At 30.6% G+C, this 21,215-nt stretch carries 20 protein-coding genes; 11 read left to right on the top strand and 9 right to left on the bottom strand.

What is annotated here, in order from left to right; genetic code table 11:
* Nucleotides 1-6: 6 nt before the first annotated feature.
* The 5 genes from hisS to rpsF form a co-directional block, all read right to left on the bottom strand.
* Nucleotides 7-1,383 carry a histidine--tRNA ligase gene (hisS, locus tag Q0772_RS15505; RefSeq protein WP_298346669.1) on the bottom strand — a complete coding sequence of 459 codons (1,377 nt, stop codon included), beginning with the start codon at nucleotides 1,381-1,383 and terminating at the stop codon, nucleotides 7-9.
* 236 nt (nucleotides 1,384-1,619) lie between these two features.
* Nucleotides 1,620-2,090: a DUF6495 family protein gene (locus Q0772_RS15500; RefSeq protein ID WP_298346667.1), complete on the bottom strand. Its 471-nt coding sequence runs from the start codon at nucleotides 2,088-2,090 to the stop codon at nucleotides 1,620-1,622.
* A gap of 102 nt (nucleotides 2,091-2,192) precedes the next feature.
* The gene (rplI, locus tag Q0772_RS15495; protein ID WP_298346665.1) at nucleotides 2,193-2,639 is read right to left on the bottom strand and encodes a 50S ribosomal protein L9; all 447 of its coding nucleotides are present in this window, start codon (nucleotides 2,637-2,639) and stop codon (nucleotides 2,193-2,195) included.
* A 13-nt stretch (nucleotides 2,640-2,652) separates the two neighbouring features.
* Nucleotides 2,653-2,952 carry a 30S ribosomal protein S18 gene (rpsR, locus tag Q0772_RS15490; RefSeq protein WP_298346663.1) on the bottom strand — a complete coding sequence of 100 codons (300 nt, stop codon included), beginning with the start codon at nucleotides 2,950-2,952 and terminating at the stop codon, nucleotides 2,653-2,655.
* Nucleotides 2,953-2,954: 2 nt separating this feature from the next.
* A complete protein-coding gene (gene rpsF / locus Q0772_RS15485) occupies nucleotides 2,955-3,293 on the bottom strand; it encodes a 30S ribosomal protein S6 (protein ID WP_298346661.1) in 339 nt (112 codons plus the stop codon).
* A 210-nt stretch (nucleotides 3,294-3,503) separates the two neighbouring features.
* Here rpsF and Q0772_RS15480 point away from each other — a divergent pair, with 210 nt between their 5' ends.
* Nucleotides 3,504-4,199: a LytTR family DNA-binding domain-containing protein gene (locus tag Q0772_RS15480; RefSeq protein WP_019388305.1), complete on the top strand. Its 696-nt coding sequence runs from the start codon at nucleotides 3,504-3,506 to the stop codon at nucleotides 4,197-4,199.
* A gap of 15 nt (nucleotides 4,200-4,214) precedes the next feature.
* On the opposite strand, the gene priA is transcribed toward Q0772_RS15480, so the two are convergent.
* From priA to nadC, 3 genes are all read right to left on the bottom strand, one after another.
* Nucleotides 4,215-6,668 (bottom strand): primosomal protein N', encoded by a 2,454-nt coding sequence (priA, locus tag Q0772_RS15475; protein WP_298346656.1) that lies wholly within the window; start codon nucleotides 6,666-6,668, stop codon nucleotides 4,215-4,217.
* A gap of 23 nt (nucleotides 6,669-6,691) precedes the next feature.
* Nucleotides 6,692-7,645, bottom strand: coding sequence for a YihY/virulence factor BrkB family protein (locus Q0772_RS15470; RefSeq protein WP_298346654.1), 954 nt, complete (start codon nucleotides 7,643-7,645; stop codon nucleotides 6,692-6,694).
* 85 nt (nucleotides 7,646-7,730) lie between these two features.
* The gene (gene nadC / locus Q0772_RS15465) at nucleotides 7,731-8,591 is read right to left on the bottom strand and encodes a carboxylating nicotinate-nucleotide diphosphorylase (protein WP_298346652.1); all 861 of its coding nucleotides are present in this window, start codon (nucleotides 8,589-8,591) and stop codon (nucleotides 7,731-7,733) included.
* A 130-nt stretch (nucleotides 8,592-8,721) separates the two neighbouring features.
* Between nadC and rlmH the strand changes: the two genes are divergently transcribed.
* Complete coding sequence (rlmH, locus tag Q0772_RS15460) at nucleotides 8,722-9,195, top strand: 23S rRNA (pseudouridine(1915)-N(3))-methyltransferase RlmH (protein WP_298346649.1); 474 nt, start codon at nucleotides 8,722-8,724, stop codon at nucleotides 9,193-9,195.
* Between the two features lie 82 nt (nucleotides 9,196-9,277).
* On the opposite strand, the gene raiA is transcribed toward rlmH, so the two are convergent.
* The gene (gene raiA, locus Q0772_RS15455) at nucleotides 9,278-9,577 is read right to left on the bottom strand and encodes a ribosome-associated translation inhibitor RaiA (protein ID WP_298346647.1); all 300 of its coding nucleotides are present in this window, start codon (nucleotides 9,575-9,577) and stop codon (nucleotides 9,278-9,280) included.
* A 169-nt stretch (nucleotides 9,578-9,746) separates the two neighbouring features.
* Between raiA and Q0772_RS15450 the strand changes: the two genes are divergently transcribed.
* The 9 genes from Q0772_RS15450 to Q0772_RS15410 all read left to right on the top strand — a co-directional run bounded on the left by Q0772_RS15450 (nucleotide 9,747) and on the right by Q0772_RS15410 (nucleotide 21,214).
* Nucleotides 9,747-10,334, top strand: a complete 588-nt coding sequence (locus Q0772_RS15450) for a non-canonical purine NTP diphosphatase (protein WP_298346645.1) — start codon at nucleotides 9,747-9,749, stop codon at nucleotides 10,332-10,334.
* A 57-nt stretch (nucleotides 10,335-10,391) separates the two neighbouring features.
* Nucleotides 10,392-12,617: a RelA/SpoT family protein gene (locus Q0772_RS15445; protein ID WP_298346643.1), complete on the top strand. Its 2,226-nt coding sequence runs from the start codon at nucleotides 10,392-10,394 to the stop codon at nucleotides 12,615-12,617.
* A gap of 25 nt (nucleotides 12,618-12,642) precedes the next feature.
* Entirely contained in the window at nucleotides 12,643-13,101 is a 459-nt protein-coding gene (locus Q0772_RS15440; protein ID WP_298346641.1) for a transcriptional repressor, read from the top strand.
* Nucleotides 13,102-13,110: 9 nt separating this feature from the next.
* Nucleotides 13,111-14,385 (top strand): adenylosuccinate synthase, encoded by a 1,275-nt coding sequence (locus Q0772_RS15435; RefSeq protein ID WP_298346639.1) that lies wholly within the window; start codon nucleotides 13,111-13,113, stop codon nucleotides 14,383-14,385.
* 80 nt (nucleotides 14,386-14,465) lie between these two features.
* Complete coding sequence (locus Q0772_RS15430) at nucleotides 14,466-15,581, top strand: helix-turn-helix domain-containing protein (protein ID WP_298346637.1); 1,116 nt, start codon at nucleotides 14,466-14,468, stop codon at nucleotides 15,579-15,581.
* 78 nt (nucleotides 15,582-15,659) lie between these two features.
* Nucleotides 15,660-17,336 (top strand): hypothetical protein, encoded by a 1,677-nt coding sequence (locus Q0772_RS15425; RefSeq protein WP_298346634.1) that lies wholly within the window; start codon nucleotides 15,660-15,662, stop codon nucleotides 17,334-17,336.
* 12 nt (nucleotides 17,337-17,348) lie between these two features.
* Nucleotides 17,349-17,849, top strand: coding sequence for a hypothetical protein (locus Q0772_RS15420; RefSeq protein WP_298346632.1), 501 nt, complete (start codon nucleotides 17,349-17,351; stop codon nucleotides 17,847-17,849).
* Nucleotides 17,850-17,888: 39 nt separating this feature from the next.
* A complete protein-coding gene (locus tag Q0772_RS15415) occupies nucleotides 17,889-18,890 on the top strand; it encodes a M28 family peptidase (RefSeq protein ID WP_298346630.1) in 1,002 nt (333 codons plus the stop codon).
* A gap of 104 nt (nucleotides 18,891-18,994) precedes the next feature.
* The gene (locus tag Q0772_RS15410; RefSeq protein WP_298346628.1) at nucleotides 18,995-21,214 is read left to right on the top strand and encodes an OstA-like protein; all 2,220 of its coding nucleotides are present in this window, start codon (nucleotides 18,995-18,997) and stop codon (nucleotides 21,212-21,214) included.
* Nucleotide 21,215 lies beyond the last annotated feature (1 nt).

Below are 21,215 nucleotides of genomic sequence, written 5' to 3'. Positions count from 1 at the left end.
TGACGTTCAGGACTTCTTTATTTTATTAACTAAAGAATCAAGAGACACTTTTTCCTGTTCTCCAGAAATCATATTTTTAAGTGTATATCTATTTGAGTTTATTTCGTCGTCTCCAACTAGAACTACAAAAGGAATATGGCGTTTATTAGCATGATTCATTTGCTTTTTCATTTTAGCAGCATCAGGGTACAATTCTGCGTTAATACCTTCTAAACGTAATTGTTTTATGGCTTTTAAACTAAAAAGAGCCTCTTTCTCACCGAAGTTAATAAATAATACCTCAACATTTTTTGAAATAGTTTCTGGAAACAATCCTAATTCTTCAAGAACCAAATAAATACGGTCTAAACCAAAACTAATACCAACACCGCTTACATCTTTCATTCCAAAGATACCAGTGAGGTCATCGTATCGCCCACCACCACCAATGGAACCCATTTTTACTGTTTTTGGTGCTGCTACTTCAAAAATAGCTCCTGTATAATAGTTTAAACCTCTGGCTAAAGTAACATCTAACTGTAACGTAGCTATTGATAAACCTAGTTCAGAAATAGCATTATCAATAAAGCTTAACTCTTCAATACCTTTTTTACCTTCTTCAGAAGATGATAAAATATCTTTTAAACTTTCTATTTGAGATTCAAAAGAACCAGATAAAGAGAATAAAGGTTGTAATTTAGAAATACCTTCTTCAGAAATACCTTTTGAAAGCATTTCTGCTTTCACTTTGTCCTCTCCAATTTTATCTAACTTATCTAAAGCAACAGTAAAATCAATCAATTTATTAGAGGCACCAATAACCTCAGCAATGCCGGAAAGTATTTTTCTATTATTAATTTTAATAGTAACACCTTCTAATTTTAAAGCTGAGAAAACCGTATCGTATAATTGAATAAACTCTACTTCTTGCCATAGTGATTTACTTCCAACCACATCAGCATCACATTGATAAAATTCTCTAAAACGCCCTTTTTGTGGTCTGTCTGCTCTCCAAACAGGTTGTATTTGGTAACGTTTAAACGGGAATTCAATCTCGTTTTGGTGTTGTACTACGTAACGAGCGAAGGGCACCGTTAAATCGTAACGAAGGGCTTTTTCAGAAATTGACGGAGTCAGTTTATTAGAATTCTTTTGAGAAAATGCTTCTTGATTAGCTTTAGATAAAAAATCCCCAGAATTCAAAATCTTAAAAATCAATCGATCCCCCTCATCTCCATATTTTCCCATTAAGGTTTCAGAGTTTTCAAAACTTGGTGTTTCAATAGGTTGGAATCCAAATTTATCAAAAGCACCACGAATGGTATTAAAAATATAGTTTCGTTTTGCTACTTGTTCTGGGTTAAAATCTCTGGTTCCTTTTGGAGTTGATGGTTTTTGAGCCATAATATGCCCGTAGAAACGGGAATCTTTTTTAATGATTGTGTTTTTTATTTTATATAGATCCCTGCCATCGCAGGAAATATAAAGCATCTATCTGCTTCAAAGACAAAAATAATTAATGAAAACGTCATTGTGAGCTTTTTCATGAGAAAAAAAGCTTAACAATCTCTTTAACTAAAACTCTTTACTTAATTTTAAACAGATTGCCACGTCGTTACTCCTCGCAATAACGGTTCAATTTAATTTATTAATTTATCAAAATAACGATACAACTCGCCTTTTGTAATTACAGCACCTTGTTCAATCATTTTAAATTTATCTAGATTTTTATCTTCAGAGTATTCTTTATCGGCTTGCAAAAACTCTACATTATCATCCATCAAATTTTCACGAAGCCAATCATACCCTTCTTGTGTAGTAATATCAATCGATTCATTCTTAACATTTACAACAATGGCATGCATATTAGCTTCATCAAAATGAAACAAATACATATGTTGTGGTGCAAAATGCTCTAAATATTCAGCTTTGTTTAAGGCGCCTTCCCAAATTAGATCGCTAAAAACATCTAACTCCATTTCAGCCATTTCTGGCTTATTAGTTTTTAAATTGGTCCACTCTTCGTGGGTTATAGACTGTGTTGCCAAAAAATTAATAAATTCTTGGTGTAATTCTTCAAACTGCTCTTTTGTAAGTCTAGAATATTTCATAAACAAAAATCAATTTTTATATTCTGTAAAAACAGATACCTAATAATTCTATAAAAAAAGCCCCAACTAGGTTGAGGCTTTATACTATGTATTTTTTAAAGTTTATTTTGCTTGAGCAATAACTTCAAAATCTAAATCAACTGACACTTCTCTGTGTAAACGTACTACAGCAGTATATTTACCTAAACGCTTTACAGTTGTAACTGTAATGAATTTTTTATCAATTGATTGTCCTTCTTTTTCTAAAGCCGCCGCAACATCAATGTTGTTTACAGATCCAAATAATTTGTCTCCAGAACCAACTTTTGCAGGTATTTTAATTTCTAATGCTTTAATTGCTTCAGCAGTTTTATTAGCATCATCAACTATTTTCTTTTCTTTAAAAGCACGTTGCTTTAAATTTTCTGCCAAAACTTTCTTAGCAGATACTGTTGCTAAAATGGCTTGTCCTTGAGGAATTAAAAAGTTTCTACCATAACCGTTCTTAACTGTTACAACATCGTCTTTAAATCCTAAATTTTCAACGTCTTGTTTTAATATAAGTTCCATTGTTATGTGTATTTTATTTTAATAAATCTCCTACGTAAGGCATTAAAGCTAAGTGGCGTGCTCTTTTTACAGCTATGGCTACTTTTCTTTGGTACTTTAAAGATGTTCCTGTTAAACGACGTGGTAAAATTTTACCTTGCTCGTTTATAAAACGCATTAAAAAATCTGGATCTTTGTAATCAACGTACTTGATTCCAGTTTTTTGAAACATGCAATATTTCTTTGCTTTGTTTGTATCAATATTAAGAGGCGTTAAATATCTAATCTCACCGTCTTTCTTTCCTTTTGATTGTTGTTCTATAGATGTTGCCATAATTACGCTTTTTGTTTAAGTTTTTCTCTTCTTCTTTCTGCCCAAGAAATAGCGTGCTTGTCTAACTTCACAGTTAAATAACGCATAAAACGCTCATCACGTCTAAACTCTATTTCTAAAGCGTCAATTACTTCACCTGATACGGCGTACTCAAATAAGTGATAAAACCCACTTTTTTTGTTTTGGATTGGATAAGCTAATTTTTTAAGCCCCCAATCTTCTTTTGATACCATCTTAGCGCCGTTAGAAACAAGAAAATCTTCATATTTCTTTACTGTTTCCTTTATCTGATCTTCAGATAAAACGGGATTTAAGATGAAAACAGTTTCATAATGATTCATAAAAATCGTTTTTATTGTTAAAAATTGGCTGCAAAAATAAATAAATTCTATATATTACACAACAATAAGTCTTCCTATTTATTAGCAAAAAAGCGTTAAGTCAAATTTGTTAAAATTATGTTAAAAAGCGCATTTTAACGATGATTTTTGGTTTTTAACCGAATTATTCGTACTATTGTCGATATCTTAACCGAAATAATATAAAATGTTATGACTTTAAACTGTGTAGTAGTAGACGATTCAGCAATACAACGTCTCTCTATTGTTAAGTTAGTCGAGAATCACCCTTCTCTAAACTTAATAGCAGAGTACAGTAGTGCTTTAGAAACTAAAAATGGTTTAAATACGCATCAAGTTGATCTTATTTTCTTAGACATTGAAATGCCAGTGTTGAATGGATTTGAACTTTTAGACGTATTAAACAACAAACCCCAAATTATCTTTGTAACCGGTAAAACTGAGTATGCTTTTAAAGCATTTAATTATGACGCTACCGATTACTTACACAAACCCATTACAAGAGAACGATTTAATACCTCTGTTGATAAAGCTTTAGAACAACATAGATTGACTTTAGACTTTAACGAAGAAGAGGGTGAACATATTTTTGTAAAGAGTAATCTTAAAAAACGTAAAGTTTACATTAAAGACATTAAGTGGATTGAAGCCCTTGGTGATTATGTAAAACTTGTTACTGAAGAAAACAGCTTAGTTGTACTTTCTACAATGAAGTCTTTTGAAGCTGAACTACCAGAAGGAAAGTTTTTAAGAATACACAAATCTTACATTGTGAATCTTGATAAGATTGATAGATTTAACAGCAAAAATGTTGAAGTTGGTGCTTACGAGATTCCTTTAAGTAGAAACAAGAAGACACAACTAGTTGATGCCTTAAATAATATTTAAACATTAACAACTAAATTAAAAGTTATCGACATTTAAAATTACTTTAACCGACCGAAAATCTTTTATACTTAAAAAGCTATTATTAATTTTAATGATAGCTTTTTTTGTTTTTGCTAACGATTGTTGCTTGGGTATCTTTACTAAGATGTTTTTATGAAACTGATTTCTAATTCTAGCTATAGGTGGAGATTCTGGTCCTAAAACATGTTCTTTAAAAACCTGCCTTAAAGATTTAGCATACCATATGGAGGCTGTCTCTACTCTATTATAATCTTTATGCTTTAATGTGATTTTTATCTGTTTATATACTGGCGGATATTTATAATTATACCGATCGTTCATCTGCTCATTAAACATATCAATATAATTATTGGTAGATACTTGCTGTAATATATTATGATGCGGATTATAAGTTTGAATCAACACCTTACCTCGCTCCTCTGTTCGTCCTGCCCTACCCGAAACTTGTAACATAAGCTGAAAACTTCTTTCATGAGCTCTAAAATCTGGAAAGTTTAGCATAGTATCAGCATTCATAACGCCTACCAATTTTACATTTCTAAAATCCAAACCTTTGGTTAACATTTGTGTACCTACCAAAATATCAATTTCTTGCTGCTCTAATGCGGTTATAATTTTTTCGTAACCATATTTTCCTCTGGTGGTATCTAAATCCATTCTGGCTACTTTATTTTCTGGAAACAACTGTTTTACCTCCTCCTCTATTTGCTCTGTACCAAAACCTTTGTTATCTAAATCTTGACTTCCACAAGCTTCGCAATCCTGCTTCATTGCCATATTATAACCACAATAATGACAGCGCAGTTGATTTCTATATTGATGATAAGTTAAACTCACATCACAATTGGGACATTGTGGAGAATGCCCACAAGTTTTACACTCTACAATTGGTGAAAAACCACGTCTATTTTGAAATAAAATAATTTGATGTCCAGATTTTAAGGTTTCAGTCATTTCCTCAATGAGTCTATCACTAAAATGCCCTTTCATGCGCTTCTTTTTAAGCTTATCTTTAATATCAACAAGCTCTATATCTGGCATTAAAACATCATTATAACGCTTTGTAATTTCAACAAAACCATACTTATTTTGTTTAGCATTAAAGTAACTTTCCAGACTTGGTGTTGCTGAACCTAAAAGCACTTTGGCTTGATACATACTAGCTAAAACAACAGCAGTATCTCTAGCGTGGTAACGCGGTGCAGGATCAAATTGCTTAAATGATTGTTCGTGCTCTTCATCAACAATAATGAGACCTAAATTATTGAAAGGCAAAAATATAGACGAGCGTGCACCTAAAACTATTTTCGCACTAGCGGAATTATGCAGTACGTTATTCCAAACCTCAACACGTTCATGAACTGAGTATTTAGAATGAAAAATAGCTACTTGTTTTCCGAAATAATGTTGAAGCCTTGTAATAAGTTGAGCCGTTAATGCAATTTCAGGAAGCAAGTATAATACTTGCTTGCCTTCATTTAAGACATCCTCTATAAGTTTAACATAAACCTCTGTTTTTCCTGAGGATGTTACACCATGTAATAAAGTAACGTTATGAGTTTCAAAAGACGACTTAATTTCACCCAAAGCTGTTTCTTGAGACTTATTAAGTTGTTTTGAATCCTCTGTATCTTTACCTGAATATTGAAACCTATCTGTTTGAATATGATATTCTTCCAGCACACCTTTATCAATCAAAACTTTAATAATAGATGATGACGCACCACTTTCATTCGATAAATCTGAAACTTTTACTGGCTTTTTAGTTTGAGCTGAAATAGAGAACAAAGTCATTACCACATCACGCTGTTTGGGTGCCTTATTTAAATTATCCAATAAACTTTGAAGCTCATTTTCAGAAGTAAAATTAGTATGCAACTTTACATAGCGCACCAATTTTGGTTTGTATTTTTCATAGACTTCTTCATCTACAGAAATAGCCTCCTTTTCAATAAGTCTTTTTATAACAGGTATTACATTACTCTTATCAAGAATATTAGAAATATCATGAATTTTTAAATTTGATTGATGATGTAAAGCCTCGTAAACTAAAAACTCATCATCTTTCAAAGTTGACTCATCAATAGCTTTAACACTATTTTTTGTAATTACCGTTTCACTTTCTAAAATAAAGGCACTAGGCAATGCAGCTCGCATAACGTCTCCTAAAGTACACATGTAATAGTTTGAAATCCAATCCCAAAGTTGCAATTGTGTTTGATTTACAATAGGCGTTTCATCAAGAATTTGTTGGATATCCTTAGCCTCATAAGCTATTGGCGCATTATTATGAATGTTATAAACAATACCTGTATATATTTTAGATTTCCCAAAAGGAACAGCTACACGCATACCTACTTTTAAGAAATCGGCCTCTGATGGCGTTATACTATACGTAAACAGTTTTTGTAAAGGAATTGGAATAATAACATCTATAAAGAAAGACATAAACTGAATGTGATAAATTAAAATTATTCTTCCTTTTTAGGATACTTTTTTAAATACTGGAGTGATGCATTAAGCTCGTAACCTAACAACAAAATATTAGCATTTAGCCACAAATAAAATAAAAGAATTAACAAAGCTCCAATAGAGCCATACAACTTATTATACTGACTAAAGTTTTCTATATACACACCAAACAAATAAGATGTAAGCATGATAAGTAATGTAGTAAACAAAGCACCAATTGAAAAGAACCTAGATTCCTTACCCTCTCTTGTGCCAAAATAATATAGGGTTGCTGTAGCGATGTAAATCATTAAAACAAAAAACAAATATTTAACCACACCCGCCCAAAATACGCCACCAGAATCAACTTCAAAACCTCTATCTTCCAGTGCATGGACAAATCCTTGTACTACATATATTTGAATATAACCCAAAACAATAATAGTTAAAATAACTAAAAACACAAGTATTATTGCTATGCTTAATGCATACATATACTGTTTAAAAACGTTACGCGTTAACTGCTCATGATAAGAATATTCAAAACCAGAAAACACTGCATTAACACCATTGGCCATTAGAAGCATTGAAAGTACAAACACAGATGACAATAAGCCTCCGCGTTCAGTCTGATCTATATTTTCAAAAATATTCTGAAAGAAAAAATCAGAAGTACTTGGTGGCAAGAAAGATTCCAAAAATTGCAAAAATTCCATTTTAAAATCATCAATTGGCACATAAGGAATAATGATTAAAACGAATAACAAAAAAGGAAATATTGCTGTAAAAAAACTAAAAGCTATCGCACTTGCCCGTGTAGTAAGCGCACCTTTTACTATGCCCGTTATATAAAGTACTAATAAATCATAAAAAGATAAACCTTCAAGACCTGGAAGCTTTAATTGCTTAAAAAAACGCACCAATACATTTACTATTGGTACTTCATCAAGCTTTTCTTCAAAGGATTTCGGCATTAATAATTTGCTTTTTTAGTATCAGCAAAGTTATTAAAATAAAGATGGTTTGTAAACTTAAATGTATTATTCAGAAGTAATAAAACTACTTTACAGCTTTTAAACTTAAATCCATATTGTGAACAGAATGTGTTAAGGCACCACAAGAAATATAATTAACACCACATTCTGCATAATGTCTTACAGTTGTCTCATTAATATTTCCTGAAGACTCAGTTAAGCACTTATCCCCAATCAGCTTTACTGCTTTTCTTGTGTCTTCATAATCGAAATTATCTAACAAAATCCTGTAAATTCCATCATTATTTAATATTTCTTGAACTTCAAATAAGTCTCTAGCCTCAACCATAATCTGTAAATTCCTTCCTGTTTCGGCTAAATATTGTTTAGTTGTCTCGATAGCTTTAGTAATGCCGCCAGCAAAATCAATATGATTGTCTTTCAGCATAATCATGTCATATAGTGCAAACCTATGATTTTCACCACCACCAATTTTAACTGCCCATTTTTCTAGTACACGAATTCCTGGTGTTGTTTTTCTTGTATCTAAAATTTTAGTTTTTGTTCCTTCAATCAAATCAACAAATGTTCTGGTTTTAGTAGCAATAGCACTCATACGTTGCATAGCATTTAACACCGTTCTTTCCGCCTTTAGAATAGACTGAGAAGATCCTTCAACATACATTACAACATCTCCAAAGGTAACCTCTGAACCATCTTCAATACGAACATCTAACTTTAAGTTTTTATCAACATAAGCAAATACTTTTTTAGCAAAATTCACACCACCTATAACCCCTTTATCTTTTACCAAAAGTTTTGCTTTTCCTCTGGCATTCTCTGGGATACAAGCTAGGGAACTATGATCGCCATCTCCTACGTCTTCACGTATTGCATTGGCAATAATCATCTTTACTTCTGTATCAAATTGCTCTTGTGTTATCATAATATTGCTAATTAATCGTGAACAAAAATAAGAAATTGATTGACTTTATTATATTTTACATTTACGAATTTTTCGATTTTTTCTTATTTAAATGCATTATTCATAAATAGGAAATACTAATTTTGCTCATATGAATATAAATCTAATAGCTATTGGCAAGACTGACAACAAGCTACTTATCAGCTTAATAGACGAATACATTAAACGTTTAGGGTTTTATGTGAAATTTTCTTTGAACATTATTCCAGATATAAAAAACTCTAAAAACTTAAGTGAAGCCCAACAAAAACAAAAAGAAGGCGAACTTATTTTGAATAACATTACACCAAATACAACTTTAATATTGTTGGATGAAAATGGAAAACAATTAGATTCTATAGGGTTTTCATCTTATTTGCAAAAACACATGAATTCTGGTATCAAACAATTAGTATTTGTTATTGGTGGCCCCTATGGGTTTTCTGAAGACGTTTATAAAAAGGCTAATGGAAAATTATCATTATCAAAAATGACATTTTCTCATCAAATGATTCGCTTATTCTTTATTGAGCAACTTTACAGAGGTTTTACTATTTTACGAAATGAACCCTATCACCATAAATAAACTGTTATTTCCGTCAATAAAAAATGGTTAAAATTTAAATTTTAACCATTTTTACATTCAATATTTTGTAATTATAAGCTTCTCAATGCGTTTTGTAAACTTGTTTTCGCTTTTTTAATTGACGTTCTAAATCTTTAATCGTTTCGCGTACAGAAACTTCAAAATTATGTTCATTTGAATTAGCAAAAATTCGGGGCCCAGGTAAACTTAGTTCTATATTACATATTTTACCTTTATCGTGATCTTTATCGTCTTGTTTAAAATACACGGAGGCACTTATTAAAAATTCATATTTGTTAAATAATTTCTCTAATTTCTCTTTTGTGAAAGCTGAAAGAGTTTCACTTACATCTACATTTACATACTGAAAATTTACTGTCATAATCGTCTTCTTTAATGAGTTAAATTCTATTCTAAGATACAAGTTTTCCAAATACTTTTAGGTAACAAAAATCATAAAATGATTATAAATTTTTCGCTTTAAAAATTAAAGATGTACAATTTCATTTAAAACAGATAAACAGTATTTTTGAAATCATAAAATTTATTCTATGCAACTTGTTTTCGCAACTAATAATCTAAACAAACTTAAAGAGGTTCAATCTTTAATTCCAAAACATATAAAACTCCTTAGTCTAAAAGATATTGGTTGTTTTGAAGAGGTCCCAGAAACACAAAAAACTATTAAAGGAAATGCTATACAAAAAGCAGAATACATAAAAACACATTATGGCTTTGATTGTTTTGCTGATGATACAGGATTAGAAGTTGATTCATTAAATGGTGAACCAGGGGTGTATTCCGCAAGATATGCTGGCCCACAAAGAGACACCAATGATAATATGGATCAATTATTAAAAAATTTGGTAAACAAGAAAAATAGGGACGCTCAATTTAAAACTGTTATTGCTCTTGAATTAGACAATAATATAAAAACATTTACGGGTATTTGTAAAGGTGAGATCACTAAACATAAATATGGAGAAAAAGGATTTGGTTATGATCCCATTTTTAAACCAAAAAATTATTCTATGACATTTGCAGAAATGGATTTAAGCTTAAAAAATAAAATAGGACATCGTGGAAAAGCCATTCAAAAATTAGTAGAATACTTAAAATCTTTAGAATCTAAAATTTAGCTAGAAAAAAACAAATTTGAAGTTGGCTGTTAATATTGTTTGTGTTACTTTTAATTTATGACAGAGGAAGCTATAGAAAAGGAGAATGCTGCCATCGCTAAAGCCTATAAAGAGTTACTAAAAGTAAGTTATACAACACTCTCAGACGAAGATAAAAAACTTATTAGAAGTGCTTTTGAAGTTGCTTTAGATGGCCATAAAAGCCAAAGAAGAAAATCTGGAGAAGCCTATATTTTCCATCCTCTTGCTGTGGCAAAAATTGTAGCCCAAGAAATTGGTTTAGATGCCACATCTATAGCTGCCGCCCTACTTCATGATGTTGTAGAAGATAGTCCAGATTACGAAATAAAAGACATAGAGAAAAAATTCGGAAAAACCATTGCTACTATAGTTGATGGACTCACAAAAATATCTTCCTTAAGCAAGGAAAAAGATATGGACGTATCATTACAAGCAGAGAATTTCCGAAAAATGCTTCTAACTTTAAATGACGATATTCGGGTTATTATTATCAAGATTGCAGATAGACTCCATAACATGCAAACTATGGATTCTATGCGTCCAGATAAACAAATTAAAATTGCGTCTGAAACCTTATATATTTATGCCCCTTTAGCGCATAGAATAGGACTTTACAATATAAAGACAGAGCTTGAAGACTTGGGTTTAAAATATACTGAGCCCGATGTTTATAATGATATCCTTAGCAAAATAAAAGAAAGCAAAGAAGAGCAGGATGATTATATAGCTCAGTTTAGTGAAGTCATTGAAAATTCTCTAAAAAAAGAAAACTTAAACTATATAATAAAAGGAAGACCAAAATCGATATTTTCTATCCGAAAGAAAATGATTGCTCAAGGCGTTTCCTTTGATGAGGTTTATGATAAGTTTGCTATTAGAATTATTTATAAATGTGATTCTGATCCAGTAAACGAAAAATTTATCGCTTGGAAAATTTACTCGATAGTTACAGATCATTTTAGACCAAACCCGATTCGATTACGAGATTGGATCTCTTCTCCTAAATCCACTGGATATGAGGCATTACACATAACTGTTATGGGACCTAAAGGCAATTGGGTTGAAGTTCAAATACGTAGTGAGCGTATGCACGAAATTGCTGAAAAAGGCTATGCTGCACATTACAAATACAAGCAAGTAAACGAAAAAGAAGATAATTTAGAAAGCTGGATTAACCGACTACAAGAAGCTCTTGAGAATCCTGATATGAATGCTGTAGATTTTGTAGAGCAATTCAAATTAAATCTATATTCAAAAGAAATATTTGTTTTCACTCCTGGTGGAGATTTAAAATCACTTCCCAAAGGAGCTACGGCTTTAGATTTCGCGTTTAGTATTCACACAGAAGTGGGGATGAAAACTCGTGGCGCAAAAGTAAATGGAAAGTTAGAACCTTTAAGCCATGAATTACAGAGTGGAGACCAAGTAGACATTATAACTTCAGAGAGCGTAAAACCCAATCCAAACTGGCTAGACTACGCCACTACGGCACGTTCTAGAAGTAAAATAAAATCTGCTTTAAAAGAAGACAAAAAACGTATTGGTGAGGACGGTAAAGAAATTCTTAGAAGAAAACTTAAACAGTTAAAAATTACCCTTGATGAGAAAACCATTAACGAAATGGTTAGCTATTTCAAACTAAAAACAAGTCTAGACTTGTTTTATAGAATTGGAGTAGGCACTATTGATAATACCATGCTAAAAAACTATGCTTCATCAAGAAGTAATGCATTGATGAGTTTTATCAAAAATAAGATTTCTAGGAAACAAACTATTTCAAAAGAAGACCTAGAAAAACAAGAAGTTACTATAAAATATGACTCTTTAGTTTTTGGTAAAGAAGAAGAAAAACTTGATTACAAACTAGCAAACTGTTGTAACCCAATTCCGGGAGATAAAGTATTTGGTTTTTTAACAGTTAACGAAGGTATTAAAGTGCATAAAAAAAACTGCCCAAATGCGGTAAGCTTACAATCTAACTACGCATACCGAATTATGCCAGCAAAATGGATAGATTCAACACAACAAGAGTTTTTAGCAAAAATTGAATTAACTGGTATAGACCATATTGGCTTAGTCAACGACATAACTAGTATTGTTTCTGAAAACATGCACGTGAATATGAAGAGTATCAGTTTTGAAAGTAATGACGGGCTTTTTTCAGGTAAAATTAATGTCGTTGTTAAGAATAATACCATAATAAGAAAGCTTTTAGAAAAACTTAAAAAAATTAATGGTATAGATAAGGTAAGAAGAGTCTAAAAAAGTGTAAATTTGCGACGAAATTATGGATAGTAAGGCAGATTCAAAAAATCAAGAGATAGTAAAAAGCGTATTCACAAGCTTTTTAGAAGAAAACGGGCACCGTAAAACACCCGAACGCTATGCCATACTCCAAGAGATTTATAATAATACAGAACATTTTGATATTGAATCTCTATATCTCAACATGAAAAATAAAAAGTATCGCGTATCTCGTGCTACATTATACAATACCATAGAATTACTTTTAGAATGTAAATTGGTAAGAAAACATCAATTTGGACAAAATCAAGCACATTACGAGAAGTCGTATTTTGATAGACAACACGATCATGTTATTCTAACAGATACAGGTGAAGTTATTGAATTTTGTGATCCAAGAATTCAATCTATAAAAAAAACGATCGAAGAAGTTTTCGATATTGAAATTAATAACCACTCGCTTTATTTCTACGGAAATAGAAAATCAACAACCAATAACTAATTTTTTACAATGGCAGTAGATTTACTACTAGGACTACAATGGGGAGACGAAGGCAAAGGAAAAATTGTTGACGTACTTACCTCAAACTATAACATTATAGCTCGTTTTCAAGGTGGACCAAATGCAGGACACACTTTAGTTTTTAACGGAAGAAAGCATGTATTGCATACCATACCATCAGGAATTTTTCATGATGATGCCACTAACCTAGTTGGAAATGGTGTAGTAATAGATCCTGTTATTTTCAAAGGGGAGCTGGATAAATTGGAAGAGCAAGATGTTGATTATAGAAAATCGTTATTAATTTCTAGAAAAGCACATATTATATTACCTACACATCGATTACTTGATGCCGCCAGTGAAGCTTCAAAAGGGAAAGCCAAAATTGGTTCTACACTAAAAGGTATTGGTCCAACTTACATGGATAAAACAGGTAGAAATGGTATTCGTGTTGGTGATTTAGAATTAAGTGACTGGAAAGAACGATACAGGGCTCTAGCAGATAAGCATGAATCAATGATTGCTTTTTATAATGTTGAAATTGAATACGATTTAAAAGAATTAGAAGAAGAGTTTTTTAAAGCTGTAAAGGTTCTAAAATCTCTGAAGTTTATTGATTCTGAAGAATATATTTACCAAGCGCAGAAATCAGGACAAAGTATTTTAGCCGAAGGTGCTCAAGGTTCTTTATTAGATATAGATTTTGGAACTTATCCATTTGTAACTTCAAGTAACACTACCGCTGCTGGTGCTTGTACAGGTTTAGGAGTTGCACCAAATCAAATAGGCGAAGTCTTCGGGATTTTCAAAGCATATACCACGCGAGTGGGTTCTGGCCCCTTCCCTACAGAGTTGTTTGATGAAGATGGAGCCACTATGGCTAAAGTTGGTAACGAATTTGGTGCTACTACAGGCAGACCAAGACGTTGCGGTTGGCTAGATTTAGTAGCCTTAAAATACGCGTGTCAAGTAAATGGTGTTACTCAACTTATGATGATGAAAGGCGATGTACTTTCTGGTTTTAAAACGCTAAAAGTTTGTACAGCATATAAGTATAAAGGTGATGTAATAGAACATTTACCATATAATATTGAACCTGAAAATGTAGAACCTATATATACAGATTTTAGTGGCTGGAATGAAGATTTAACTGAAATGTCTGAAGCATCGCAAATGCCAAAAGCATTGAATGATTATATTGCATTTTTAGAAAAAGAATTAGAAATTCCTATTACGATTGTTTCTGTTGGACCAGATAGAAAACAGACTATTTTTAGGGAATAATATTTTTATTATAATATTAAATCATAAATAAAGACTACTTTTTAAGTAGTCTTTTTCTTTATATTTGATTTATGAATGATTTGAATTTTAATGTTTTTAATATAATAATTCTTATTGGGATTATTCTCGGTTTTCTTTTTAGTTTAATTATTCTCTTCAATAAAAAACTAAACACAAAAACGAATCGTTTTCTGATACTTACTATTCTTGCTTTATCCTTTAGTAATTTGCAATATTGGTTTATTGATACAGGCTTAATTCCGCGTTACAAATATGAAAATAATACTATTCTTTTCATTCCATTTGAGTTTTTAATACTTCCTTTCTTTTTTCTTTTTATCAAAAGTTACCTAAATAGAAAAATTGATGAATTAAAAAGCATCTATTTATTTATTCCTTTTGTATTAAGCATAGTATACCTTCTTGTTCGAAATTTAATCCATCATGACATTTCAATAATAAAAATCTTTAATACAGTAGTTGAATATATTTCAATATTCTTTTCAATAGCCATAATAATTTTAATATTTAAACTTTTATCTGTCTACAAAAAAGAACATCAATTTTATGACAAACATAATGTTGAAATAAAAACTAATTGGCTGAGTAGAATATTAAATATAGGCATATTACTTTGTTTAATATGGTTTATATCTTTAAGCTTAACTAAAAGTTTCTACAAATCAGGATATTATTATTTATACCCTTTATGGATTGGTATGTCAATATTAATTTACTGGATAGCTTATACTTCTATTAAACAAAAAAAATTATACCAACAAAGAAAAGAAATCAGGAAAAAGACTTCTTTAGTGATTGAGAAAACTACTATTATAAAAGAAAATAAGGAAAATTCTGAAACATCATCTAAAATTCATTCATTACTAATTGACACAAAGCTATATTTAGATCCTTCATTATCACTAAAAATTCTTTCCGAAAAACTACACTTGAGTGAAGGCTATATTTCACAACTTATTAATAAGAGTTTTAAGCAAAATTTTAATGATTATGTAAACTTGCTAAGAGTTGAAGAAGCTAAAAAAATGTTAATAAATTTAGAATATGACAATTATACTATTGTTGCAATTGGATTAGAAGCTGGGTTTAACTCTAAATCTAGTTTTTATACTGCTTTTAAAAAACATACAGGAAAAACACCATCTGAATATAAAAAAGAAGTCCGAAATCTTTAACCTTATAGATATTTTGGACTTTAATACATTTAATTAATAATACTATTGTTTCATTAAATAATCCAAAAATATTTTAAAATGAATCAAACATGTATTAAATTATTTCTTTTATTAACTATCTCTTTTTTGTGTTTTAATTGTGAAAAAGAAAACAGATTTGAAGAAGAACAATTAGAAATCTCAAAAAACCAAGCTCATTTAAATCCTTTTAATGTTACAACCCTTGAGTCTTCAGAAATTCAAGCCAATACTAAATTAACTAATAAACTTAATAAGCTAAATGAAAAATGGAACCCTAGTAATATATATGCAAAAAATGGAAAAGATAAATATTCTGTTAAATATGATTTAAAAGTACATACTAACCTATGCAAATATATAGAAAGTACTGATGGAAACTATCATTCATATACTTTTACAGTAACCCGACCAAATAATAAAGGGAATGTAGAAAACCTGGTAGTCTCTTTAGAACCAAATGGAAGTTATTCATTAGTTTTACTGAATTATGATTGGACAAAAGGAGACTATGAAAGTATAAGGCAAGGACATGTTGGTGAAATATCTGGAAAAATCACCAGTACTTTGATAGAGGATGAAGAGTTAACTGATATACTTTTTGGAAAAGAAAGAACCCCTATTGATTATGACTATACAAATAATATATGTGTTGAATTAATTTATGAATATTGTATTTATGGCAACGAAGACCACATGGGAGGAAGAGAAGAAAACGGAAGTAGATGCCCAGGCTATAGTTCTGAAAATGTACTAGGAAGTGGTGGTGGTTGTACAGGAGGTTCAACTCCATCAGGGGGTGATGATGGAAACAGCACTGGAGAATCAGGCGACTCCACAACAGGTTATGGTGGCACAGGCGGAGGTAATAATACAGGAAGTACTCCTTCAAACAATCCAGTAACCATACCTATATTAGCTTGGGAATCTGTTGAGTGGTGTATGAATTCTGGTCTAGGAGAAGATTATTTAAGTGCTGATACTTTAACTTGGTTACAAGACCAAGATGAATTTGATATAGTACCCATTAGTATTTTTTTAAATGAGAATAACTGTAATGATGCTGCTAAAGAGTTTACTAAATTAGCTATTGATGCATTGATTGGTAGAGAAATTGAAAGTTTTGAAGAAGCAAAAATAATTTTTGAAGCTAATTTTGCTCCAAATACTGATGATACAGAAAAAATTGATCCCAATGAAGAACTAAAATGTTTTGATTTAACAAAAAGGGCAAAACTTACAGTTTATGTTCAACAACCAGAAGAAAACACCGCTGAAATATATACCTTACAAAATGGTCCAGGTCATGCATTTATTGGAATTGAACAAGGCAATATAAGAAGACAATTAGGGTTTTATCCTGAGTCATCTTCTAATGAAGCATTTGTAGGAATTGGCATTGATCATGATTCTGAATTAAGAAATAACTATAATTATTTATATCACATAAGTATCTCAAAAAATATTACAAGTTCTCAATTGACAAAAATCACTGAATACATTAAAAAATTTCCTAACACATATAATGTAAATAAATATGCTTGTGCAGACTTTGCTATTGAAATTGGTAATTTAGGAGATATGAATTTATCTTCAACAACTGTGTCAAAACTTACTTACAAAGGTAGAAGCCCAGGCAAGCTAGGACAGGAGATTAGAGCAATGAATTCTGACGCTAATAAAACAATTTCAAAAATAAAAAGTAATTCTCCTAATAAACAAGGAGATTGTAACTAAATTTACATTAACATGAAAAAAATAACTCTAGTATTATTTATAATTACATTTAATTTAATCTCATGTCAACAATCAAATCAAAAAAAAATGTTAGCTCAATTCACTCAAGATTTATTTGATGAAACAATACCAGCTAATATAATAATTGATAAATACATAGATATAGATTTGAATAAAAAAAGTAGTCTTTCTTTGGATGAAAGAAAAGATTTTGCGAAAAATATAATTATAGAAACTAGAAAAGGAAAGAGTGAAAATATGGGGTGGTTAATACCAAACTATGAAATTAAAAATATTAAAAAACCAAAAGTAGACTTACTTAAAAAACACAAGGATTTAGATAGTCTAGGGGTAGCATCTTTTACAAAATATGAAGATAACATATATATATTATTAGACTCAAATAAGGAGAGAATATTGCAATATTTTCTCCTAAACGATGCAAAAAATAAAATAATTTCATTTAGTTTATTTATAAAATCAGATAATCTGGCTTGGTTTTTTGTCTATTAACTTATTGTAATCTAATATATAAAAACGCTCCAAAACATTTTGGAGCGTTTATTCAATAATATTGTTGCTAGAATTCATACAAAACTCAAAACCTTATTCAAACTAATGAAATCCTATTCTATTTTTTGTTTCTTAATAGTATCAATCTTTGTCGACTCGCAAACAAAGCCCTTAGATTCACTCATATTTGTAAACCAAAATAGAATAAGAACAGACTTAACAAAAATCACTCAAACCCATAAAAGCAGAAACTTTCAAAATATAAAAACACTTGATACAGTTGCCAGTTATATTAAAACTGAATTGTCTAAAGTGTGTGATTCTGTTGTATTTCAACCTTTTTCAGTGAATAGTAATATTTACAACAATGTAATTGGCTCTATTGGTTTAAACCATAAAGAAAGACTTATTATTGGTGCCCATTACGATGTATGTGGTAATCAACAAGGTGCAGACGATAATGCTAGCGGTGTAGTTGGCATACTTGAATTAGCACGATTGCTTTCAAAAGAAAAACTAAATTATAGAATTGATTTTGTGGCATATACTCTAGAAGAGCCCCCTTTTTTTGGAACCAAACAAATGGGGAGCTATATACATGCCAATTATTTATATACTAACAAAATACCCATTAAAGGCATGATCTGTTTAGAGATGATAGGTTACTATGATGAAAGAAAAGGGTCTCAAAAATATCCAATTCCAGAAATGAAATTAATGTATGGAGATACTGCGAATTTTATAACAGTAACTCAAAGCGATAAAAGCGGGAATTTTGGCAATGAAATCTCCACTTCGATGCAACAACAGCATTTAATTAAAACCATAAATTTTAAAGGTAATCGTTCCGTTTCTGGTGTAGATTTTTCAGATCATCGAAATTATTGGTTTTTTAATTTCCCTGCTATTATGATAACTAATACTGCGTTTTATAGAAATAAAAATTATCACACTAAAAATGACACTATTGAAACTTTAAATATTGATAAAATGAGTGCTGTCATAGAGCAACTATTTTTAAGTATAAAACAATTACGGTAAATAAAAGTATTCTAAATCTCTCCAAAACATTTTGGAGCGTTTTTTGTTTGTTAACAATTATACATTATAATTATCGTTATTTTTGCGACAAATATTTTCTCATTTTGAACAAACTACAAACTTTACTTTTTATTCTATTAATTGGTTTAGCACATACAATTAATATACACGCTCAGTCAAAAAAGAAAATTCAAATTGAATACGCAGGTAAATTAACCATTGACGAGGACAATTATCCTGGAGCAAAAATTTTAACTCGAGATGATGCAGAACAAGTTCATATAGAACATGGAGGCAGTAACCTTTGGTGTGATAAAGCGATTCATTACAGTAAAGAAAACTTTATTGAAGCTTACGGAAATGTAATCCTTAAACAAGGTGATACTATTAATATGACATCAGATTATATTGAATATAGTGGCATTACTGAATTTGCTTTTGCTAGTGGTAATGTGGTTTTAGAAAACCCAGACTCAAAAATATCCTCAGACACGCTGTATTTTGACAAGCTTAGGCAACAAGCTTTTTATAAAAACGATGGAACTGTAATAATAGATTCGTCTGGAACTATAACTAGCAAAATTGGGCGTTATTACATGGATGCCAAAAAATATCAATTTGTTGAAAACGTTATTCTTAAAAATGATAGCACTTTAATTGAATCTAATTACTTCGATTTTTATGATGAAAAAAAACATGCTTACTTATTTGGTCCTTCAACAATAACAACCCCAGATAGTAAAACTTACTGTGAAAAAGGTTTCTATGACACTGAAAACAAAACAGGTTATGCTTTAAAAAAGGCAAGAATTGATTATGATAATAGAATTATAGAAGGCGATAGTTTGTATTTTGATAACAACACAAGTTTTGCCTCTGCTACAAACAATATAAAAGTTACTGATACTATAAATGAAAGTATCGTAAAAGGCCATTATGCTGAAGTTTTTAAAGACAAAGATTCCTTATTTATAACTAAGCGTGCATTAGCTATTACTCTGCAAGAACAAGATTCTGTTTATATACATGCAGATAAAATCATGGTTACGGGGAAACCAGAAAATCGTATTATTAGAGCCTATTATAACGCGAAAATTTTTAAAACAGATTTAAGTGGTAAGTCTGATTCTATTCACTCCGACCAAAAAACCGGGGTTACCAAACTTTTAAACATTCCTAGTTTAACCTCAAATGATAAATTTTCTGTAAAGCGCAAACCCATTTTATGGAATCTTGATAGTCAAATGACTGGTGACACTATCCATTTACTCTCTGACAATGAAACTCAGAAAATAGACTCTTTACTAGTTTTTGAGAATGCATTTATCATTAGTAAGGATACAATTAGTGAAAATGGTTACAATCAAATTTCAGGTAAACGTTTAGTGGGACTTTTTAATGATAAAAATGAATTACAACAAGTAGATGTTACAAAAAATGCACAGTCTATTTTTTATGCTAGAAATGATAAACAAGAACTTATTGGTATAGATAAATCAAAATCAGGAAGTATATCTATTCTGTTTGAGGATGGTGATATTGATGAATATACTAGGTTCAATCAAGTAGATGGTGATATGTATCCTGAATCTCAATTCCCTGATAAGGAACGTGTTCTCAAAGGTTTTGATTGGCGAGAAGACGAACGTCCAACAAGTGTAGAAGATTTATTTAGAGACGACCCACCATTAAAACTTCCTATCATAAAAGGTTTGGAAGACTATGTCCCTCAGGAACAGTTTTTCGATGCTGATTTAAAAGAAAGGCTAAGTGCATCAAAAAAGGTATATAAATTTAAAATTCCTGAAAAGAACAATCTTTTACTCTATCCAAATAAATTTGATAACCCAAAATGGTATAAACATGATGTAAAAGTATTGAGTAATAAAGAAAAAGCTCCAAATGGCAAAAATAATGCTATTAAAGTAATTGGTACTGGGCAAAAAGATGGCCATATTGCACAAGCAGTTAACTATAAACAGGGTAATTTTAAATTTAATATTTGGCTTAAAGGCTCTGGGGAAATTAGAATTAGATTTCAAGAAGCAGGAATAGATTACACATCATATAAAACACTTAATATCAATTTATCAGATAGTTGGGAACAGTACCAAATAATATCAGATAAGGAAAATGATGGAAATAATCTAAGATGTATTATTAGCAATATTCAAACAGATGATAGTTTTTATTTATGGCAAGCTGAATTAACAGAAATAAAACAATCAAAATCTCTGAATCAAACAAAAAAATTAGAAGACAAAATAATAAGTAAACACGATCAAAAAAAACTAACTGTCGATAAGTCTCCAAAAAACAATTGAT

Source organism: uncultured Algibacter sp. (assembly GCF_947490405.1).
In the GTDB taxonomy this organism is placed as follows: Bacteria; Bacteroidota; Bacteroidia; order Flavobacteriales; family Flavobacteriaceae; genus Algibacter_B.
This window is presented reverse-complemented; position numbering and strand designations above follow the sequence as displayed.

Coding starts and splice junctions, on each gene's coding strand:
- hisS (WP_298346669.1), bottom strand. CDS start 1,383: ATGGCTCAAAAACCATCAACTCCAAAAGGAACCAGAGATTTTAACCCA.
- Q0772_RS15500 (WP_298346667.1), bottom strand. CDS start 2,090: ATGAAATATTCTAGACTTACAAAAGAGCAGTTTGAAGAATTACACCAA.
- rplI (WP_298346665.1), bottom strand. CDS start 2,639: ATGGAACTTATATTAAAACAAGACGTTGAAAATTTAGGATTTAAAGAC.
- rpsR (WP_298346663.1), bottom strand. CDS start 2,952: ATGGCAACATCTATAGAACAACAATCAAAAGGAAAGAAAGACGGTGAG.
- rpsF (WP_298346661.1), bottom strand. CDS start 3,293: ATGAATCATTATGAAACTGTTTTCATCTTAAATCCCGTTTTATCTGAA.
- Q0772_RS15480 (WP_019388305.1), top strand. CDS start 3,504: ATGACTTTAAACTGTGTAGTAGTAGACGATTCAGCAATACAACGTCTC.
- priA (WP_298346656.1), bottom strand. CDS start 6,668: ATGTCTTTCTTTATAGATGTTATTATTCCAATTCCTTTACAAAAACTG.
- Q0772_RS15470 (WP_298346654.1), bottom strand. CDS start 7,645: ATGCCGAAATCCTTTGAAGAAAAGCTTGATGAAGTACCAATAGTAAAT.
- nadC (WP_298346652.1), bottom strand. CDS start 8,591: ATGATAACACAAGAGCAATTTGATACAGAAGTAAAGATGATTATTGCC.
- rlmH (WP_298346649.1), top strand. CDS start 8,722: ATGAATATAAATCTAATAGCTATTGGCAAGACTGACAACAAGCTACTT.
- raiA (WP_298346647.1), bottom strand. CDS start 9,577: ATGACAGTAAATTTTCAGTATGTAAATGTAGATGTAAGTGAAACTCTT.
- Q0772_RS15450 (WP_298346645.1), top strand. CDS start 9,747: ATGCAACTTGTTTTCGCAACTAATAATCTAAACAAACTTAAAGAGGTT.
- Q0772_RS15445 (WP_298346643.1), top strand. CDS start 10,392: ATGACAGAGGAAGCTATAGAAAAGGAGAATGCTGCCATCGCTAAAGCC.
- Q0772_RS15440 (WP_298346641.1), top strand. CDS start 12,643: ATGGATAGTAAGGCAGATTCAAAAAATCAAGAGATAGTAAAAAGCGTA.
- Q0772_RS15435 (WP_298346639.1), top strand. CDS start 13,111: ATGGCAGTAGATTTACTACTAGGACTACAATGGGGAGACGAAGGCAAA.
- Q0772_RS15425 (WP_298346634.1), top strand. CDS start 15,660: ATGAATCAAACATGTATTAAATTATTTCTTTTATTAACTATCTCTTTT.
- Q0772_RS15420 (WP_298346632.1), top strand. CDS start 17,349: ATGAAAAAAATAACTCTAGTATTATTTATAATTACATTTAATTTAATC.